The organism is Stenotrophomonas sp. K-6 (assembly GCF_056861555.1).
Map to the genome: position 1 here is coordinate 253,786 of NZ_JBSPUC010000001.1, position 13,701 is coordinate 267,486.

Sequence of the window (13,701 nt, forward strand, 5' to 3'; positions counted from 1 at the left end):
AAAGTGTCGGGTCCAGCTCAGCCTGCGCGCCACTGCCCGATCGCATGCCCGATCTGGAACAGGCTGATGCCCAGCACCAGCACGCCGACGGCAATCAGCACCCAGCGCTCCTTGACCTTTTTGACCAGAATCGCGGCCACCGGTGCCGCCATCATGCCGCCGATCAGCAGGCCGGCCACGATGTTCAGGTACTGCACGCCCATGGTCAGAAGAAAGGTGATCGAGACCGCAAGCGTGACCACGAACTCGGCCGCGTTGACCGTGCCGATGGTGGTACGGGCCTGGCCACCGCGGGCCAGCAGGGTGGAGGTGGCCACCGGCCCCCATCCGCCGCCGCCGCTGGCATCCAGCAGGCCGGCCACGAACCCCAGCAGCGGGACACGCTTCACTTCCTGGGCCGGCAGCATCCGTCCGGCCGCACGCAGCAGGATGAAGATGGCGAGCACCAGCAGATACATATAGATGAAGGGGCGGATTACGTCACCGGGAAGCTGGGTCAGCACGTAGGCGCCCACCACGCCGCCGACCGCGCCGGGCAGCGCCAGTCGCAGGAACAGCCGGCGGTCCACATTGCCGGCGACCAGGTGCGAGACCCCGGAGGCGCCCGTGGTGAAGACTTCCGCGGTATGGATGCTCGCGCTGACTGCTGCTGGCGGCAGGCCCATGCTGAGCAGCACGGAGGAAGAGATCAGCCCGAAGGCCATGCCCAGCGCGCCATCGACCAGCTGCGCGCCGAGGCCGATCAGGATGAACCAATAGAATTCACTGCCAAGTTCCATGCGAACAGCCTAGCGGCAAATGGGCAGGTAGTGCCGGTCGCTGGCCGGTAACCTCGTCCAGGTCGACGGGCGTCGGTGTGGATGTGCGTGGTTGCCGGCCAGCGGCCGGCACTACGCGGGCAGAATCAGCGGGTGCCGTACAGAACCACGGTCTTGCCACGGGCATGCAGCTGGCCGTCGGTCTGCAGCTTCTTCAGCACGCGGCCGGCCATTTCACGCGAGCAGCCGACCAGGCGGGCCAGTTCCTGGCGTGAGACACGCAGCTGGGTGCCCTGCGGGTGGCTCATCGCCTCCGGCTCGCGCGACAGATCATGCAGGGTCCGCACGATGCGGTCGGTGACATCCAGGAAGGCCAGGCGGCTGGCTTTCCTGCTGGTATCGAGCAGGCGCTTGGAGAGCTGCTGGCCGATGGAGTAGAGCAGGCGCGGAGCATCGGCCGAGAGCGGCCCCAGGAACAGCTGATGCAGGCGCTCGTAGCTGATCTCGGCCAGTTCACACGGCGTACGGGTGCGCAGGATGACCTCGCGGCGGTCCGATTCGACGAACAGCCCCATCTCGCCGACGAACTCGCCCGAGCCGAAATAGCCCAGCACCAGCTCACGATCGTCATCTTCCTCAGCCATTATTGAGACTGAGCCACTGATCACGTAGTACAGGGTCCCGGCCGGATCCCCCGGACGAAAGACGTCAGTACGCGCGGGATAGCGCCGGCGGTGGCTGTGGGCCAGGAAGCGATCGATGGTGGCGATGTCCAGGGCCAACGGACTTGTAGCAAGGCGCACAGTTGACACGTTGAGGCGCTCCGATTGCTCATGAAGAATTCACGGCTATGTGCCGGGAGCTTAACGATCCGAATTGTTAAGGGCAAACCGAACACAGGTACTCGTTTCAATGCAAGTTTCGCCCTCGATCACTTTGCCCCATAATTACTTCTTTCCCACCACACACAGGATCGACCGCCGTGGTCAAGCCGTTGCCTCGCCTGAGGTTGCAGGGTTTCAACAACCTCACCAAGGCGTTGAGCTTCAACATCTATGACGTCTGTTACGCCCGCACCGAAGAGGAGCGTCAGCGTTACATCGAATATATTGATGAAGAGTACAACGCCGATAGGCTGACTCAGATCCTGACCGACGTTGCCGAGATCATCGGTGCGAACATCCTGAACGTGGCCCGCCAGGACTACGATCCCCAGGGTGCCTCGGTGACGATCCTGATCTCGGAAGAGCCGGTGATCGACAAGAAGCAGGCCGGCAAGGAGCTGATCTCCGACGCCGTGGTCGCGCACATGGACAAGAGTCACATCACTGTCCATACGTACCCGGAAACCCACCCGCAGGAGGGCATCGCCACGTTCCGCGCGGACATCGATGTGGCCACCTGTGGCGTGATTTCCCCGCTGAAGGCGCTGAACTACCTGATCGAGAGTCTGGAATCGGACATCGTGATCATGGATTACCGCGTGCGTGGCTTCACCCGTGATGTGAAGGGCAAGAAGCACTACATCGATCACAAGATCAACTCGATCCAGAACTTCCTGGCCAAGAACATCAAGTCGCGTTACGAGATGTTCGACGTCAACGTCTACCAGGAGAACATCTTCCATACGAAGATGCACCTGAAGGACTTCGACCTGGACCAGTACCTGTTTGAAGAGAAGGCCAAGAACCTCTCGTTCAAGGAACGCATGAAGATCGAGGCGCTGCTGCGCCGTGAGATCGAAGAGCTGTTCCATGGGCGCAATCTGGCCGAATGAGGCACTTCGCGATGTCGCCCGGGCTTGGCCCGGGCGGCCTCGCTCAGGCGGGACGGCCCGCCCTGTGGAACCGGTGTTTGCGCAAAATCCGGTTCCACGGCAGCTACCGACGACGGTCCGGTGTGAAAACACCGGGCCGTTTTGCTTTTGTTAACCCAAGGAATCCCCCATGCCCTGGATCTATCTTCTCGTCGCCGGTCTGTTCGAAATCGGCTTTGCCATCGGAATGAAGTACTCCGAAGGCTTCAGCAAGCCGCTTCCCACCCTGGCCACCGTTGGCGCCGCGCTGATCAGCCTGTACCTGATGAGCCAGGCGATGAAATCCATCCCGGTCGGCACGGCGTATGCGATCTGGACCGGCATTGGCGCGCTTGGCGTGGCGATGCTCGGCATTTTCCTGTTCGGCGACAGTGCCTCGCCGTCGCGGCTGGCCTGCATCGCGTTGATCGTGGCCGGTGTGATCGGCCTGAAGCTGGTCTCTGGGTAACGCCCTCGCATTCGCGCTGGCGCTCCCACGGTTCGCTGTGCGAACCGCGGGCCCCCGGCTCACTGAACACCCATACCCCCGCCGCTTCGCCGCGCCCCCCTGACTCAGGGGGGGCTTCTCACCAGATGCACGCGGCGCGGTGGAGGCTTAAAGGCGGTATGCGATGGTCTTCATCACCTTGGAGGCCAGCGCCATTACCGATGGGATCGGTGCGGGCAACTTCCGGGCGCCGGCATGCTCGGCGTGGTCGGCGTGGCGGGCCTCGTCGATCTTCATCACCTTGATCACCTCACGGCTGCGCAGGTCGGCCGGGGGCAGGGTGTCCAGGTGTTCATCAAGGTGGGCTTCGACCTGGCGCTCGGTCTCGACCACGAATCCCAGGTTCCAGCCGTCGCCACGCAGGCCGGCCAGGGTGCCGATGGTGTAGCTGCCGGCATACCAGATCGGGTTGAACAGGCTGGGCCGGCTGTCCAGTTCGCGCAGGCGCCGGGCACACCAGGCCAGGTGGTCGGTTTCTTCCTGGGCGGCGTCGAGCAGGTGGGCGCGGGTTTCCGGCTCGCGGGCGACCGCGGCCTGGCCGAAGTACAGGCCCTGGGCGCAGACTTCACCGACATGGTTGATGCGCATCAGCCCGGCTGCATGGCGGCGCTCGCGAGCGGCCATCTGCACATCCGGGGTCGCCTCGGCAGGGTAGGGGCGGCTGGCCGGCGGATTGCCGAACACCGTATCCAGGGCCCGCTGGGCTTCGGTCAGCAGGTGGTCGAGCGGGGTGATCTGGCGGAGCGCGGTCATGGCAGGGGGATGTCGCGGCGGGGGACTGTCGATTCTCGCCCCCCGCGGCCGGTGTGCCAAGCCGGGATCAGGGTCAACTTGCATGTGGCGGGGATGGCCAGTACAATCCCGCCTCTTCACAACGCGTGGCAGAGTTCCGGCCGTACTGCGCCGTAATGAGCCCGACCTACTAGAGTTCTTTCATGAGCACTTTCACTGCAAAGTCCGAGACCGTCCAGCGCGACTGGTATCTCGTCGACGCATCCGGCAAGACGCTGGGCCGTCTGTCCACCGAGCTGGCCCGCCGTCTGCGCGGCAAGCACAAGCCGGTTTACACCCCTCACGTTGATACCGGTGATTACCTGGTTGTCATCAATGCAGAAAAGATTGCCGTCACCGGCAACAAGCTGCAGGACAAGCTGTATCACCGTTTCACTGGCTACATCGGCAACCTGAAGACCGAAACTCTGGCCCAGGCGCTTGAGCGCCACCCGGAGCGTGTCATCGAGACCGCCGTCAAGGGCATGCTGCCGAAGGGCCCGCTGGGCCGCGCCATGTACCGCAAGCTCAAGGTGTACTCGGGTTCCGAGCACCCGCACGCCGCTCAGCAGCCTCAGGTTCTGGATATCTAATCATGGCTATCACGCAAAACTACGGCACCGGCCGCCGCAAGTCCTCCACCGCCCGCGTGTTCCTGCGCAAGGGCGCCGGCAACATCACCGTCAATGGCCGTCCGCTGGACGAGTTCTTTGGCCGTGAGACTGCACGCATGATCGTGCGTCAGCCGCTGGAACTGACCAAGAACACCGAAAGCTTCGACATCATGGTCACCGCCGCTGGCGGTGGTACCACCGGTCAGGCCGGTGCGATCCGTCTGGGCATCGCCCGTGCACTGGTCGAGTACGACGAAACCCTGAAGTCCGAGCTGCGCAAGGCTGGCTTCATGACCCGTGACGCCCGTGAAGTCGAGCGTAAGAAGGTCGGCCTGCACAAGGCACGTCGCGCCACCCAGTTCTCCAAGCGCTGATCCATCGCGCCTGGCGCGGGATCCTTCGGGATCCCCCTGGGAGGTACGCAAAAGCCCGGCTTCGGCCGGGCTTTTGTCGTTTCCGGGGGTGGGTGTCCCTGGCGCAGATCATCTGGTTGTTGGAGGGGCGCTGCGCGGGCTGGCGACGCTGCGGCGTCACTGCTGTGCTCGCCGCTGTTTCATGGGCCGGTGGTGGCGGCGGTAGTGCCGACCGCTGGTCGGCTGCGTTCGCGGCCCGGCATGGGCAGGGTGTCGGCCGTTTCGCGCCCGGACAAACGCTCAAACAAACAGAAAAGGCCGATCTTTCGATCGGCCTTTTCTGTTTGTTTGGCTGCCCCGGATGGATTCGAACCACCGAATGCCTGAGTCAGAGTCAGGTGCCTTACCGCTTGGCGACGGGGCAATATGTGCGTGCAATTATTGCACTTTTTCCCTGAAAAACCAAGCGGACTTGGTGGCTATGGGTGGACTCGAACCACCGACCCCAGCATTATGAGTGCTGTGCTCTAACCGGCTGAGCTACATAGCCTCAGGGAGCCGGCAATTCTGGAGATGTATTCGGAATCTGTCAACACTTTTTCACCGCGCTTGTGAGTGGGCAGCGGGCATGGCACAGTCCGATCAGTAGATTTTTCTAGGAGTCCGCATCGTGATCGATCCGGACGGCTATCGACCGAACGTCGGTATTGTGCTGATGCGTCAGGATGGGCAGGTTTTCTGGGCACGACGTGTGCGCCGGGATGGCTGGCAGTTCCCGCAGGGCGGCATGAATACCGACGAGACGCCTGTCGAAGCCATGTATCGCGAGTTGCAGGAAGAAACCGGGTTGTTGCCGGAGCACGTTGAAGTGCTCGGGGCGACGCCGGGTTGGCTTCGCTATCGGCTGCCGGCACGGGCCATCCGCCGCAATGAACGGCAGGTCTGCATCGGCCAGAAGCAGGTGTGGTTCCTGCTCCGGCTGGCGGGAGACGAATCCCACGTCACCCTGGACCATACCGACAGCCCCGAGTTCGACCAGTGGCGCTGGGTCGATTTCTGGTACCCGGTGGAGCATGTGGTGATGTTCAAGCGGGGCGTCTACGCGCGCGCCCTGCGCCATCTGGCGCCCTTGGCGCGGGGGGTGGCCGGGACCGGGGTGGAATCGATGCCCAAGTCCGCCCAGGAGGCCTGGATGCCGGGCAACGCCGCCGGCCACGACCGGCCGCGCAAGCGCACCACGCCCAAGCGGGGCGGCGGCTACTGGCCGCGCAGCAAGGCCAAGGGCGAGCCGGGCGCCGTCTGATCGCTCGGCGGTGGCTCTGAACCGTATCGAGAATGATTCAGGTTCGAAATTGACAACCATTCTCGTTTCGATTGGAATAGCAGCAGGCCGATCCGGGCCTGCCTGCCGAGTCCGCACGTGTACGTCTGCATCTGCAACGGGGTTACCGACCATCAGATCCGCGAAGCCGCGCAAAGCGGTGTCGTGAGCGTGTCCGAGTTGACGATGCGCACCGGCTGCGGCGCCACCTGCGGCTCCTGCCTGGACATGGCGGCGGACCTGCTGGCCAAGTTCAGCGCCACCCACGACCTGCCGCTGCCGGTATTGGGCCTGCAAGCCGCCTGAGATCGTCCTACCCGGTTGCGGGCCGCAACTGAGCACGATTCGCGTTCCTTCATGCCTGCGCGCGACACGCTACAGTGCGCTCGATTCCACGCAGCAGGAGCACGCTCATGAAGGGCGACGCCAAAGTCATCGAATTCCTCAACAAGGTCCTCTACAACGAGCTGACCGCGATCAACCAGTACTTCCTGCACGCCAAGATGCTGAAGAACTGGGGTCTGAAGGAACTCGCCGATCACGAGTACAAGGAATCGATCGAAGAGATGAAGCATGCGGACATCCTGTCCGACCGCATCCTCTTCCTCGAAGGCCTGCCGAACTTCCAGGCGCTGGGCAAGCTGCGCATCGGCGAGAACCCCGCCGAGATCCTGCAGTGCGATCTCAGCCTGGAACGCGATGGCGTGGTCACGCTGCGCGAAGCGGTGGCCTATGCCGATTCGATCGGCGACTACGTCAGCCGCCAGCTGTTCGTGAAAATCCTCGAGTCCGAGGAAGAGCATATCGACTGGCTGGAAACCCAGCTGGATCTGATCGAGCGCATCGGCGAACCGAACTACCTGCTGACCAAGATCGAAGACTGACTCAGCCCTGCAGCGGGGCGCGCAGGCGGGCGTGATAGCCGGCCAGCGCGATCCGTGCACGCGCGAACTCGGCGATCAACAGCGCCACCGCCACGGCGGGGCGCTCCAGCGTGCCGGCGCGGGCATCGTGCTCGATCCGCCAGGCCGCTGACGACAGCGCCATCGCGCCTACATTCGCACTGGCCGATTTGAGGCTGTGCGCCAACGCGCGCAGCTGGTCCAGGTCCGCGGCGACCGAGGCGTCCTGCAGCTGCCGGATCAACGGCGGGGTGTCATCCAGGAACACCCCGATGATGCGCGCGGTGTCCTCGCCGATCACGTCCAGCAGTTCATCGAGCACGTCCTGGTCGAGCACTGCGGCGGGTGTTTCGTCGCGTGCGGGGGGCGACGGTGCCGGGGTCAGCGCCGATGGCGTGGCTAGTGGCGGCGTCGAGGCGGTGTCATCGGCCATCACGCTGCTCCACCGTGCCAGCACCACCTGAAGCGTTTCGCGGTTGATCGGTTTGGACAGGTAATCATCCATGCCGGCCTGCAGGCAGCGCTCGCGGTCGCCGGCCATCGCATTGGCGGTCATCGCCACGATCGGCAACCGCGCCGCCCCCAGCGTGGCCTCGTGCGCGCGCCAGCGGCGGGTAGCTTCATAACCATCCACTACCGGCATCTGGCAATCCATCAGCACCAGATCGAACGCCTGGGTATGCAGCGCCTCCAGCGCCTGCTCACCCTGGGTGGCGGTGACCACTTCGCACCCGAGTACCTGCAGCAGCCGCTGCGCGACCAGCAGGTTGACGCTGTTGTCTTCCACCAGCAGCAGGCGCAGCGGAAACTGCGGTAGTGCCGAGGGTGAGCCGGCGTATTCCACCTCGGCCAGCAGCGCGGCCGGGCGTGCACTGGGCAGCACCGGGCGCAACACCGCATGCAGCTCGCTGTCGGCGGCCAGCCGCGACAGGGCTGGCCCGGGGCCAAGCGCTTCGGGCACGGGCGCCTCATCGCCATACAGCCACAGCAGCTGCGCCTCCGGGTGGCGATCATTGCCGGCCACCGCGTTCTGCAGTGCCTGGGCGCCAAGACGCAGGCCGTCGGTGTCTGCGATCACCCAGGCCAGGACGGGATCGACGCCGCGCCGCTGCGGCGCGCGCAGGACATCGATCGCCTCGGCGCTGGTCTCCACCGCGTGCAGGCGCAGGTCATGGTGCTGGGTCACCCGCTCGATGCGCTGGGCCAGCAACGGGTCGCGGGTGACCAGCAGGGCACGGCGCGCACTCAGCGCGGCAGGCAGATCGCCGATCACCTTGAGCAGCGGAATCTCAAACCAGAACGTGGCCCCGTGCCCGGGCGTGGAGTGCACGCCGATACGGCCGTGCATCAGGTCGATGATGCGCTTGCAGATCGCCAGACCCAGGCCCGTGCCGCCATACAGGCGCGTGGTCGAGGCATCGGCCTGGCTGAAGGACTGGAACAGGCGTGCCTGCAGTGCCTCGTCGATGCCGATACCGCTGTCGACGATCTCGAACCGCAGCTGGTGCTGCGCGTTGGTTTCGCCCTGGCGCTGCACGCGCAGCCGGATCTGGCCACGCTCGGTGAACTTGATCGCGTTGACCAGCAGGTTGCTCAGCACCTGGCGCAGCCGGACCGGGTCGCCACGCACCGACAGGCGTACCGCCGGGTCCAGTTCAAGCGAGAGCTGCAGCCCCTTGGGATCGGCGGCGCGCTGCATCAGCTGCACCAGGCCCTCCAGCAGCTCGCGCAGGTTGAAGGTGGTGATCTCCAGGTTCAGGCCCTTGGCCTCGAGTCGGGAGTAATCGAGGATGTCATCGACGATGCGCAGCAACTGCTGCGAGCTGGTCGCGGCGGTCTGCAGCATCTGCCGCTGGTCGCTGCCGAGCTGGCCGCGCGCGATCAGGTCCAGCATCGGCAGAATGCCGTTGAGCGGCGTGCGGATCTCGTGGCTCATCGTGGCCAGGAACTCGCCCTTGGCCAGTGCGGCGGCTTCGGCGGCCTGTTTGGCGCTGAGCAGTTCCTGTTCCAGCTGGTTCTGCTGCTGTCGGCGCTGCTGCAGCTGATCGCGCTCGAGCAACAGCGCTTCGCTGCGCTGCTGCAGTGTGTGGAGGGAGTCCTGCGCTTGCCGCCAGCGGCGCACCCCCTGGATCGCCGCGAGCAGTGCCATCACCCCGGTACCCGCGGCGATGTCGATCCACGGGCCGTTGGCCCCGGTCCGTGCCATCACCGCGGCAGTGGTGCAGACCGCAGCTGAGCCGGCAGCGATCCACAGCGAAGCCGGGGTGGGCAAGTGGGCTGGCCGTCCGTGGCGTCCCATGCTCAGAGCACCGAATTCTGGAAGTCGAAGTTCAGTTCGTTGCCGGCAGACTGGACCATGTTGCCCTGAATGAAATCGACCCCGCCGATCCACATCGCCGCAGCAGCCTGCGGGTCTTCGATCTGCTGGCCGATGATGCGCAGCCCGGCGCGGTGGGCCAGATCGATCGCCGCGCGCAGTTCGTCACGCGTCTGCTGGTTGGTATGGCTGTTGGAGAAGCGTGCCGCCATGCGCACAAAGGCCAGCGGCAGCTGCGACATCAGCGCATTGGCTTCATCGCCCGGCTCGAACTGGCTCAGGCAGAAGCGCACACCGGCCGCATGCATGCGCGTGCAGAACTGCTGCAGGGTGACGGTGTGGATGAGTGCATCGGGCAGGCGCACATCGATGACCAGCGCGCTGCCGTCGATCTGCCGGCTCGCCAGCGATTCCAGCAGCCAGTCGCCGAAGGCATCGCGGGCCAGCGTGCGCAGTGATTGCGACACGAACAGGTGCAGCGGCTGCGCGGCGTGGCGATACAGATCCAGCAGGCCCAATGCGTGGTCGAGCACCTGCTGGTCCAGATCGGCGATGCGCCCCGCTGCTTCGGCAGCCGGAATCACCTGGCCGGCGGCGAGCACGCTGCCATCGGCCTGGCGCAGCCGCAGCAGCACCTGGTACTGCGCGGTGTTGGCCCCAGCCACCGCGACGATCGGTTGATAGGCGAGTTCCAACTGCCCTTCCAGCAACGCGAGGTGCTCCTGCGCGGCGACATCCTCGCGGCGCACGTAGGCGGCCACCCCCGCGGTCAGCAGGCGCGCCTGCAGCGTGGTGCGTTCGACCGCCTCCAGCGCGCTGCCCGCATCGGGGAAGCCCGGCGAGAGCTGGGCATGCCCGACCACGCCGCGCAGGTGCACCGATTCGTCATCGCGGATCACGAAGGCGCGCGTGGACAACTGCTCGCGCAGTGCGTGCGCCATCGCATCCAGGGTGTCCTCGTCGGCATCGCGGCCCAGCACCAGGAAGCTGTTGTCGTTCAGGCGTGCCAGCAGATGGGGTTGGGCCGCATCGGCCAGACGCTGACCCGCCTGGGTCATCAGCCGCTCGAACGCGGCATAGCCATAGCGTTCGCGCAGGCCGAGCGCGCTGGCGATTTCGATGAAGAACAGGCCGCCACGATCACGATGGGCGAGAGAGGCGCCGAGCTGCTGCATCACGTGATGACGCGTGGGCAGGCCGGTCTCGGGGTTGCTCATTGCCGGGGCACCGGCGTTGCCTGCCTGCGAGGCGGCCTGGGCGCGGGCGCGGCGAATCCGGTTGGACACGGCGGCGATCAGATGGCGCGGGCGGATCGGCTTGCTGAGGAAATCATCGGCGCCGCTGTCGAGCACTTCGAACTGGCGCTCCGGATCCGGATCGCCACTGAGGAAGACGATCGGCAGCAGCTGCTGGCCGGGTTGCTGGCGGATCAGCGCGGTCAAGCGCATGCCATCCAGGCCGGGCAGATGCAGGTCCATCAGAATCAGATCGGGGCGGTGCTCGGCGATGGCCTGCTGCACGCCCTCGGCATCGCTGTGCACCAGCGCCTCCATGCCGGCACCGTGCAGCACGCTCTGCGCAAACAGGGCCTGCGAGCGGTCGTCCTCGACGATCAGCACGCGGTAGGGCGAGTCGATCCCGGGCGGGGCCATCTGGCTGGCATCGGTGGGCAGCGGTGGGAGCAGCGGCGGCGGGCTGGCCGGTGCAGCATTGAGCGCGATGACATTGCTGATGGCCACCGGTGCCGGCGCGTCCGGGCGCTGCCAGCGCTGCCAGTGATCGGCCGGCGGCGTTTCAGCGCGCACGGCGCGCGAGGGTGCAACAACATTATCGTGAACGGCCATCAGTACTCCCAGTCTGCGCCGCAATTATGCGACGAACGCCCGAGGGCAGGGCACGCATTACCGTGGCAGGGTTCCCGGTTTGACCTGGGTCTGCCCACTGTCGGCCTGGCGCATCAGCCAGCGCATGCCTTTCCACAACGTCCGCCAGATCATCCACACGATCAACGCACCGATCAGGCTGCAGGCCACCACCAGGATCAGCGCCAGCCACGGGTGGGCCAGCGCCAGCGCCAGCCCGCCGACCACCACGGTGTCTTCGGCGGCCGAGGCGACCCAGTTGCTGGCCGGTTCGGGCGAGGTGTTGAGCAGGGCGCGGGTACCGGATTTGAGCCCGTGGCTGGCAAGGGCGACACCGGCCCCGGCGACCAGTGCGGTACTGCTGAGCTCGCCGCTGGGCGAAAGCGTGGCGGCAGCGAGAAAGGCGCCGGCCGGCACCCTGGCCAGGGTCTGGACCAGATCCCAGGCCGAATCGACCCCGGGAATCTTGTCGGCGAAGAATTCGGCGATGGCCAGCGCGGCCGAGGTGCCCAGCACCCACCAGGACTCCGTGGCCTGCAGGGCCGGCGGCAGATCGACCCAGCCCAGCAGCCCGGCCAGGCCGACGCCGAACACGGTCAGGTACACGCGGATGCCGGCCAGCCAGGCCAGCAGGATGCCGATCACGAACAGGTGGGCTTCGGTCATGGCACGCGCTCCCGCTGCAGAATGTGCACAGGCGCACACTATCGGGGATGACGTCCATGAACGCTACTGCCCCGATCCGGGCCCTGCGCGGACAAGGCCTTTTCCCTGACTTACACTAGCAAGTCGTTCCAGACAGGGGCCGTTGCGACAGCGCCGCCAGGCGCGGTCGCCCAGGACTGCCATGAGCAAACCCACACCTTCCCGCATCCAGATCCGCCGGCCGGGCGCGCCGCCCGTGCAGGACCGCAAGCGCCTGCTGGTGCTGGGCGGGACCTGGGTGCTGTCGCTGGTCCTGGCCGCGCTGCTCGGTGCCTGGCTGGGCTCGCCCGGCGGCGACGTCGGCACCCAGCTCAAGGCGGCCGAAACCCGCAACGATCGCCTCCAGCAGCAGCTCATCGAGCTGCAGCAGCGCCAGGCGACCCTGCAGGCGTCCGACCGCATCAGCCGCGCCGCCAACACCGAGGTCCAGGCCTCGCTGGGCGAGCGTGATGAAGAGATCGCCGGCCTGCGCGCCGACGTGGCCTTCTACGAGCGGCTGGTCGGTGCGACCAGCCAGCGCAAGGGCCTGAACACCCATTCGGTGGAGTTCGCGCCGGAAACGGGTGGCACCTGGCAGTACGCCGTGGTGCTGACCCAGAACCTGAACCGCGGGGCGATCAGCCAAGGGCAGATGCGCTTCACGGTGGAAGGCGTCAAGGACGGCAAGCTGACCTCGGTCAGCTGGGACGAGCTGCACCAGCGCACCAAGGTGCCGGGCCAGGACTATTCCTTCCGGTACTTCCAGCAGCTCACCGGCAGCGTGATGCTGCCCAAAGGCTTCACCCCGCAACGCGTGCGGGTCACGCTGGGATCGGGCGCGGGGGGCGCCACCCAGGTATTCGATTGGAAGCAGGCCGGCGCACCGGCGGCATCGGCAAAAGAAGGGGAGTAAGCCCATGTTTGGCAGCAACAAGTCCAACCGCGACGGACATCTGGTCGTGGACGCGCTGATCGGCGCGCAGGTGGTGATCCGCGGGGACGTGGAATTCAGCGGTGGCCTGTACGTGGAAGGCACCATCCTGGGCAAGGTGATCGCCCAGGACGGCGCCAGCAACGCCACCCTGACGGTGGCCGAGCACGGTGCCATCGAAGGCGAGATCCGCGCCCAGGTAGTGGTCATCAGCGGCCGTCTGGACGGGGATGTGCACGCCACCGAGCGGGTCGAATTGACCCCCAGCGCCCGGGTGACGGGCAACATCCATTACCAGGTCGTGGAAATGCACGCCGGCGCCCAGCTGACCGGCCGCCTGATCCATACCTCGGCGCAGATGGCCCTGCCGCCGCCGTCCGGGGATGCGGACGAGGGCAAGGGCAAGGACACCGCGGCCCGCAAGAAGCTGGCCGAGGCGATGGCCTGAGCTTGAAACCGTGCTCATGCACCCCCATGCTGGGGGCATGAGCACGCTTGTTTCCCTGCCCGGCGCTCCCGCCGCCGCGCCGAACTACCAGTCCCTGGACCGTCCGCTGAACTTCACCGAGGCCGCTGCGGCCAAGGTCAAGGAGCTGATCCAGGATGAGGGCAACGCTGCCCTCGCCCTGCGCGTCTACATCGAAGGCGGCGGTTGTTCCGGCTTCCAGTACGGGTTCGAGTTCGATGAGAACCGCGCCGAGGACGATCTGGCCGTGGATACCGCCGGCGTCACGCTGCTGGTCGATCCGCTGAGCCTGCAGTACCTGATGGGCGCCGAGGTGGATTACACCGAAAGCCTGACCGGCGCGCAGTTCGTGATCCGCAATCCGAACGCCAAGACCACCTGCGGCTGCGGCAGCAGTTTCAGCATGTGATGTGCGCGCA

The 13,701-nt window shown here is 65.9% G+C and carries 16 protein-coding genes and 2 tRNA genes; 10 read left to right on the forward strand and 8 right to left on the reverse strand.

Features of this window, described 5'->3' with window-relative positions; translation table 11 throughout:
* Window positions 1–17: 17 nt before the first annotated feature.
* A complete protein-coding gene (locus AC13F7_RS01155; RefSeq protein ID WP_481467117.1) occupies window positions 18–779 on the reverse strand; it encodes a sulfite exporter TauE/SafE family protein in 762 nt (253 codons plus the stop codon).
* A gap of 125 nt (window positions 780–904) precedes the next feature.
* Window positions 905–1,570 carry a cAMP-activated global transcriptional regulator CRP gene (gene crp / locus AC13F7_RS01160; RefSeq protein WP_088433580.1) on the reverse strand — a complete coding sequence of 222 codons (666 nt, stop codon included), beginning with the start codon at window positions 1,568–1,570 and terminating at the stop codon, window positions 905–907.
* A 170-nt stretch (window positions 1,571–1,740) separates the two neighbouring features.
* Here crp and speD point away from each other — a divergent pair, with 170 nt between their 5' ends.
* Together speD and sugE are read left to right on the forward strand one after the other, a co-directional pair.
* On the forward strand, window positions 1,741–2,535 hold the full coding sequence (speD, locus tag AC13F7_RS01165) for an adenosylmethionine decarboxylase (RefSeq protein ID WP_019185315.1): 795 nt from the start codon (window positions 1,741–1,743) through the stop codon (window positions 2,533–2,535).
* A 169-nt stretch (window positions 2,536–2,704) separates the two neighbouring features.
* Complete coding sequence (gene sugE, locus AC13F7_RS01170) at window positions 2,705–3,022, forward strand: quaternary ammonium compound efflux SMR transporter SugE (protein ID WP_482998983.1); 318 nt, start codon at window positions 2,705–2,707, stop codon at window positions 3,020–3,022.
* Window positions 3,023–3,169: 147 nt separating this feature from the next.
* On the opposite strand, the gene coq7 is transcribed toward sugE, so the two are convergent.
* Window positions 3,170–3,814, reverse strand: a complete 645-nt coding sequence (gene coq7, locus AC13F7_RS01175) for a 2-polyprenyl-3-methyl-6-methoxy-1,4-benzoquinone monooxygenase (RefSeq protein ID WP_481467118.1) — start codon at window positions 3,812–3,814, stop codon at window positions 3,170–3,172.
* A 182-nt stretch (window positions 3,815–3,996) separates the two neighbouring features.
* Between coq7 and rplM the strand changes: the two genes are divergently transcribed.
* The gene (gene rplM / locus AC13F7_RS01180; protein WP_017354548.1) at window positions 3,997–4,425 is read left to right on the forward strand and encodes a 50S ribosomal protein L13; all 429 of its coding nucleotides are present in this window, start codon (window positions 3,997–3,999) and stop codon (window positions 4,423–4,425) included.
* A gap of 2 nt (window positions 4,426–4,427) precedes the next feature.
* A complete protein-coding gene (gene rpsI / locus AC13F7_RS01185; RefSeq protein WP_017354549.1) occupies window positions 4,428–4,820 on the forward strand; it encodes a 30S ribosomal protein S9 in 393 nt (130 codons plus the stop codon).
* A 328-nt stretch (window positions 4,821–5,148) separates the two neighbouring features.
* On the opposite strand, the gene AC13F7_RS01190 is transcribed toward rpsI, so the two are convergent.
* Window positions 5,149–5,223: transfer RNA gene (locus AC13F7_RS01190), tRNA-Gln, on the reverse strand.
* A gap of 49 nt (window positions 5,224–5,272) precedes the next feature.
* Window positions 5,273–5,349: transfer RNA gene (locus AC13F7_RS01195), tRNA-Met, on the reverse strand.
* A 120-nt stretch (window positions 5,350–5,469) separates the two neighbouring features.
* Between AC13F7_RS01195 and AC13F7_RS01200 the strand changes: the two genes are divergently transcribed.
* The 3 genes from AC13F7_RS01200 to bfr all read left to right on the forward strand — a co-directional run bounded on the left by AC13F7_RS01200 (window position 5,470) and on the right by bfr (window position 7,004).
* Window positions 5,470–6,102: an RNA pyrophosphohydrolase gene (locus tag AC13F7_RS01200; protein WP_179459853.1), complete on the forward strand. Its 633-nt coding sequence runs from the start codon at window positions 5,470–5,472 to the stop codon at window positions 6,100–6,102.
* Window positions 6,103–6,219: 117 nt separating this feature from the next.
* On the forward strand, window positions 6,220–6,426 hold the full coding sequence (locus AC13F7_RS01205; RefSeq protein WP_088433582.1) for a (2Fe-2S)-binding protein: 207 nt from the start codon (window positions 6,220–6,222) through the stop codon (window positions 6,424–6,426).
* 107 nt (window positions 6,427–6,533) lie between these two features.
* Complete coding sequence (gene bfr / locus AC13F7_RS01210) at window positions 6,534–7,004, forward strand: bacterioferritin (RefSeq protein ID WP_019185321.1); 471 nt, start codon at window positions 6,534–6,536, stop codon at window positions 7,002–7,004.
* Window position 7,005: 1 nt separating this feature from the next.
* Here the strand turns inward: bfr and AC13F7_RS01215 are convergent, their stop codons facing one another.
* From AC13F7_RS01215 to AC13F7_RS01225, 3 genes are read right to left on the reverse strand one after another with little or no spacing between them, the layout of a single operon-like run.
* A complete protein-coding gene (locus tag AC13F7_RS01215; RefSeq protein ID WP_482999476.1) occupies window positions 7,006–9,270 on the reverse strand; it encodes an ATP-binding protein in 2,265 nt (754 codons plus the stop codon).
* A gap of 53 nt (window positions 9,271–9,323) precedes the next feature.
* Complete coding sequence (locus tag AC13F7_RS01220) at window positions 9,324–11,183, reverse strand: EAL domain-containing protein (RefSeq protein ID WP_482998984.1); 1,860 nt, start codon at window positions 11,181–11,183, stop codon at window positions 9,324–9,326.
* A 57-nt stretch (window positions 11,184–11,240) separates the two neighbouring features.
* Window positions 11,241–11,867, reverse strand: coding sequence for a DUF4126 domain-containing protein (locus tag AC13F7_RS01225; protein ID WP_353084769.1), 627 nt, complete (start codon window positions 11,865–11,867; stop codon window positions 11,241–11,243).
* A gap of 181 nt (window positions 11,868–12,048) precedes the next feature.
* Here AC13F7_RS01225 and AC13F7_RS01230 point away from each other — a divergent pair, with 181 nt between their 5' ends.
* The 3 genes from AC13F7_RS01230 to erpA are packed head-to-tail and all read left to right on the forward strand — an operon-like array spanning window position 12,049 to window position 13,691.
* Window positions 12,049–12,798, forward strand: coding sequence for a DUF6776 family protein (locus AC13F7_RS01230; protein WP_482998985.1), 750 nt, complete (start codon window positions 12,049–12,051; stop codon window positions 12,796–12,798).
* Window positions 12,799–12,802: 4 nt separating this feature from the next.
* Window positions 12,803–13,264: a bactofilin family protein gene (locus AC13F7_RS01235; RefSeq protein WP_046273056.1), complete on the forward strand. Its 462-nt coding sequence runs from the start codon at window positions 12,803–12,805 to the stop codon at window positions 13,262–13,264.
* A 37-nt stretch (window positions 13,265–13,301) separates the two neighbouring features.
* Window positions 13,302–13,691 carry an iron-sulfur cluster insertion protein ErpA gene (gene erpA, locus AC13F7_RS01240; RefSeq protein ID WP_019185327.1) on the forward strand — a complete coding sequence of 130 codons (390 nt, stop codon included), beginning with the start codon at window positions 13,302–13,304 and terminating at the stop codon, window positions 13,689–13,691.
* The last annotated feature ends 10 nt before the right edge of the window (window positions 13,692–13,701 follow it).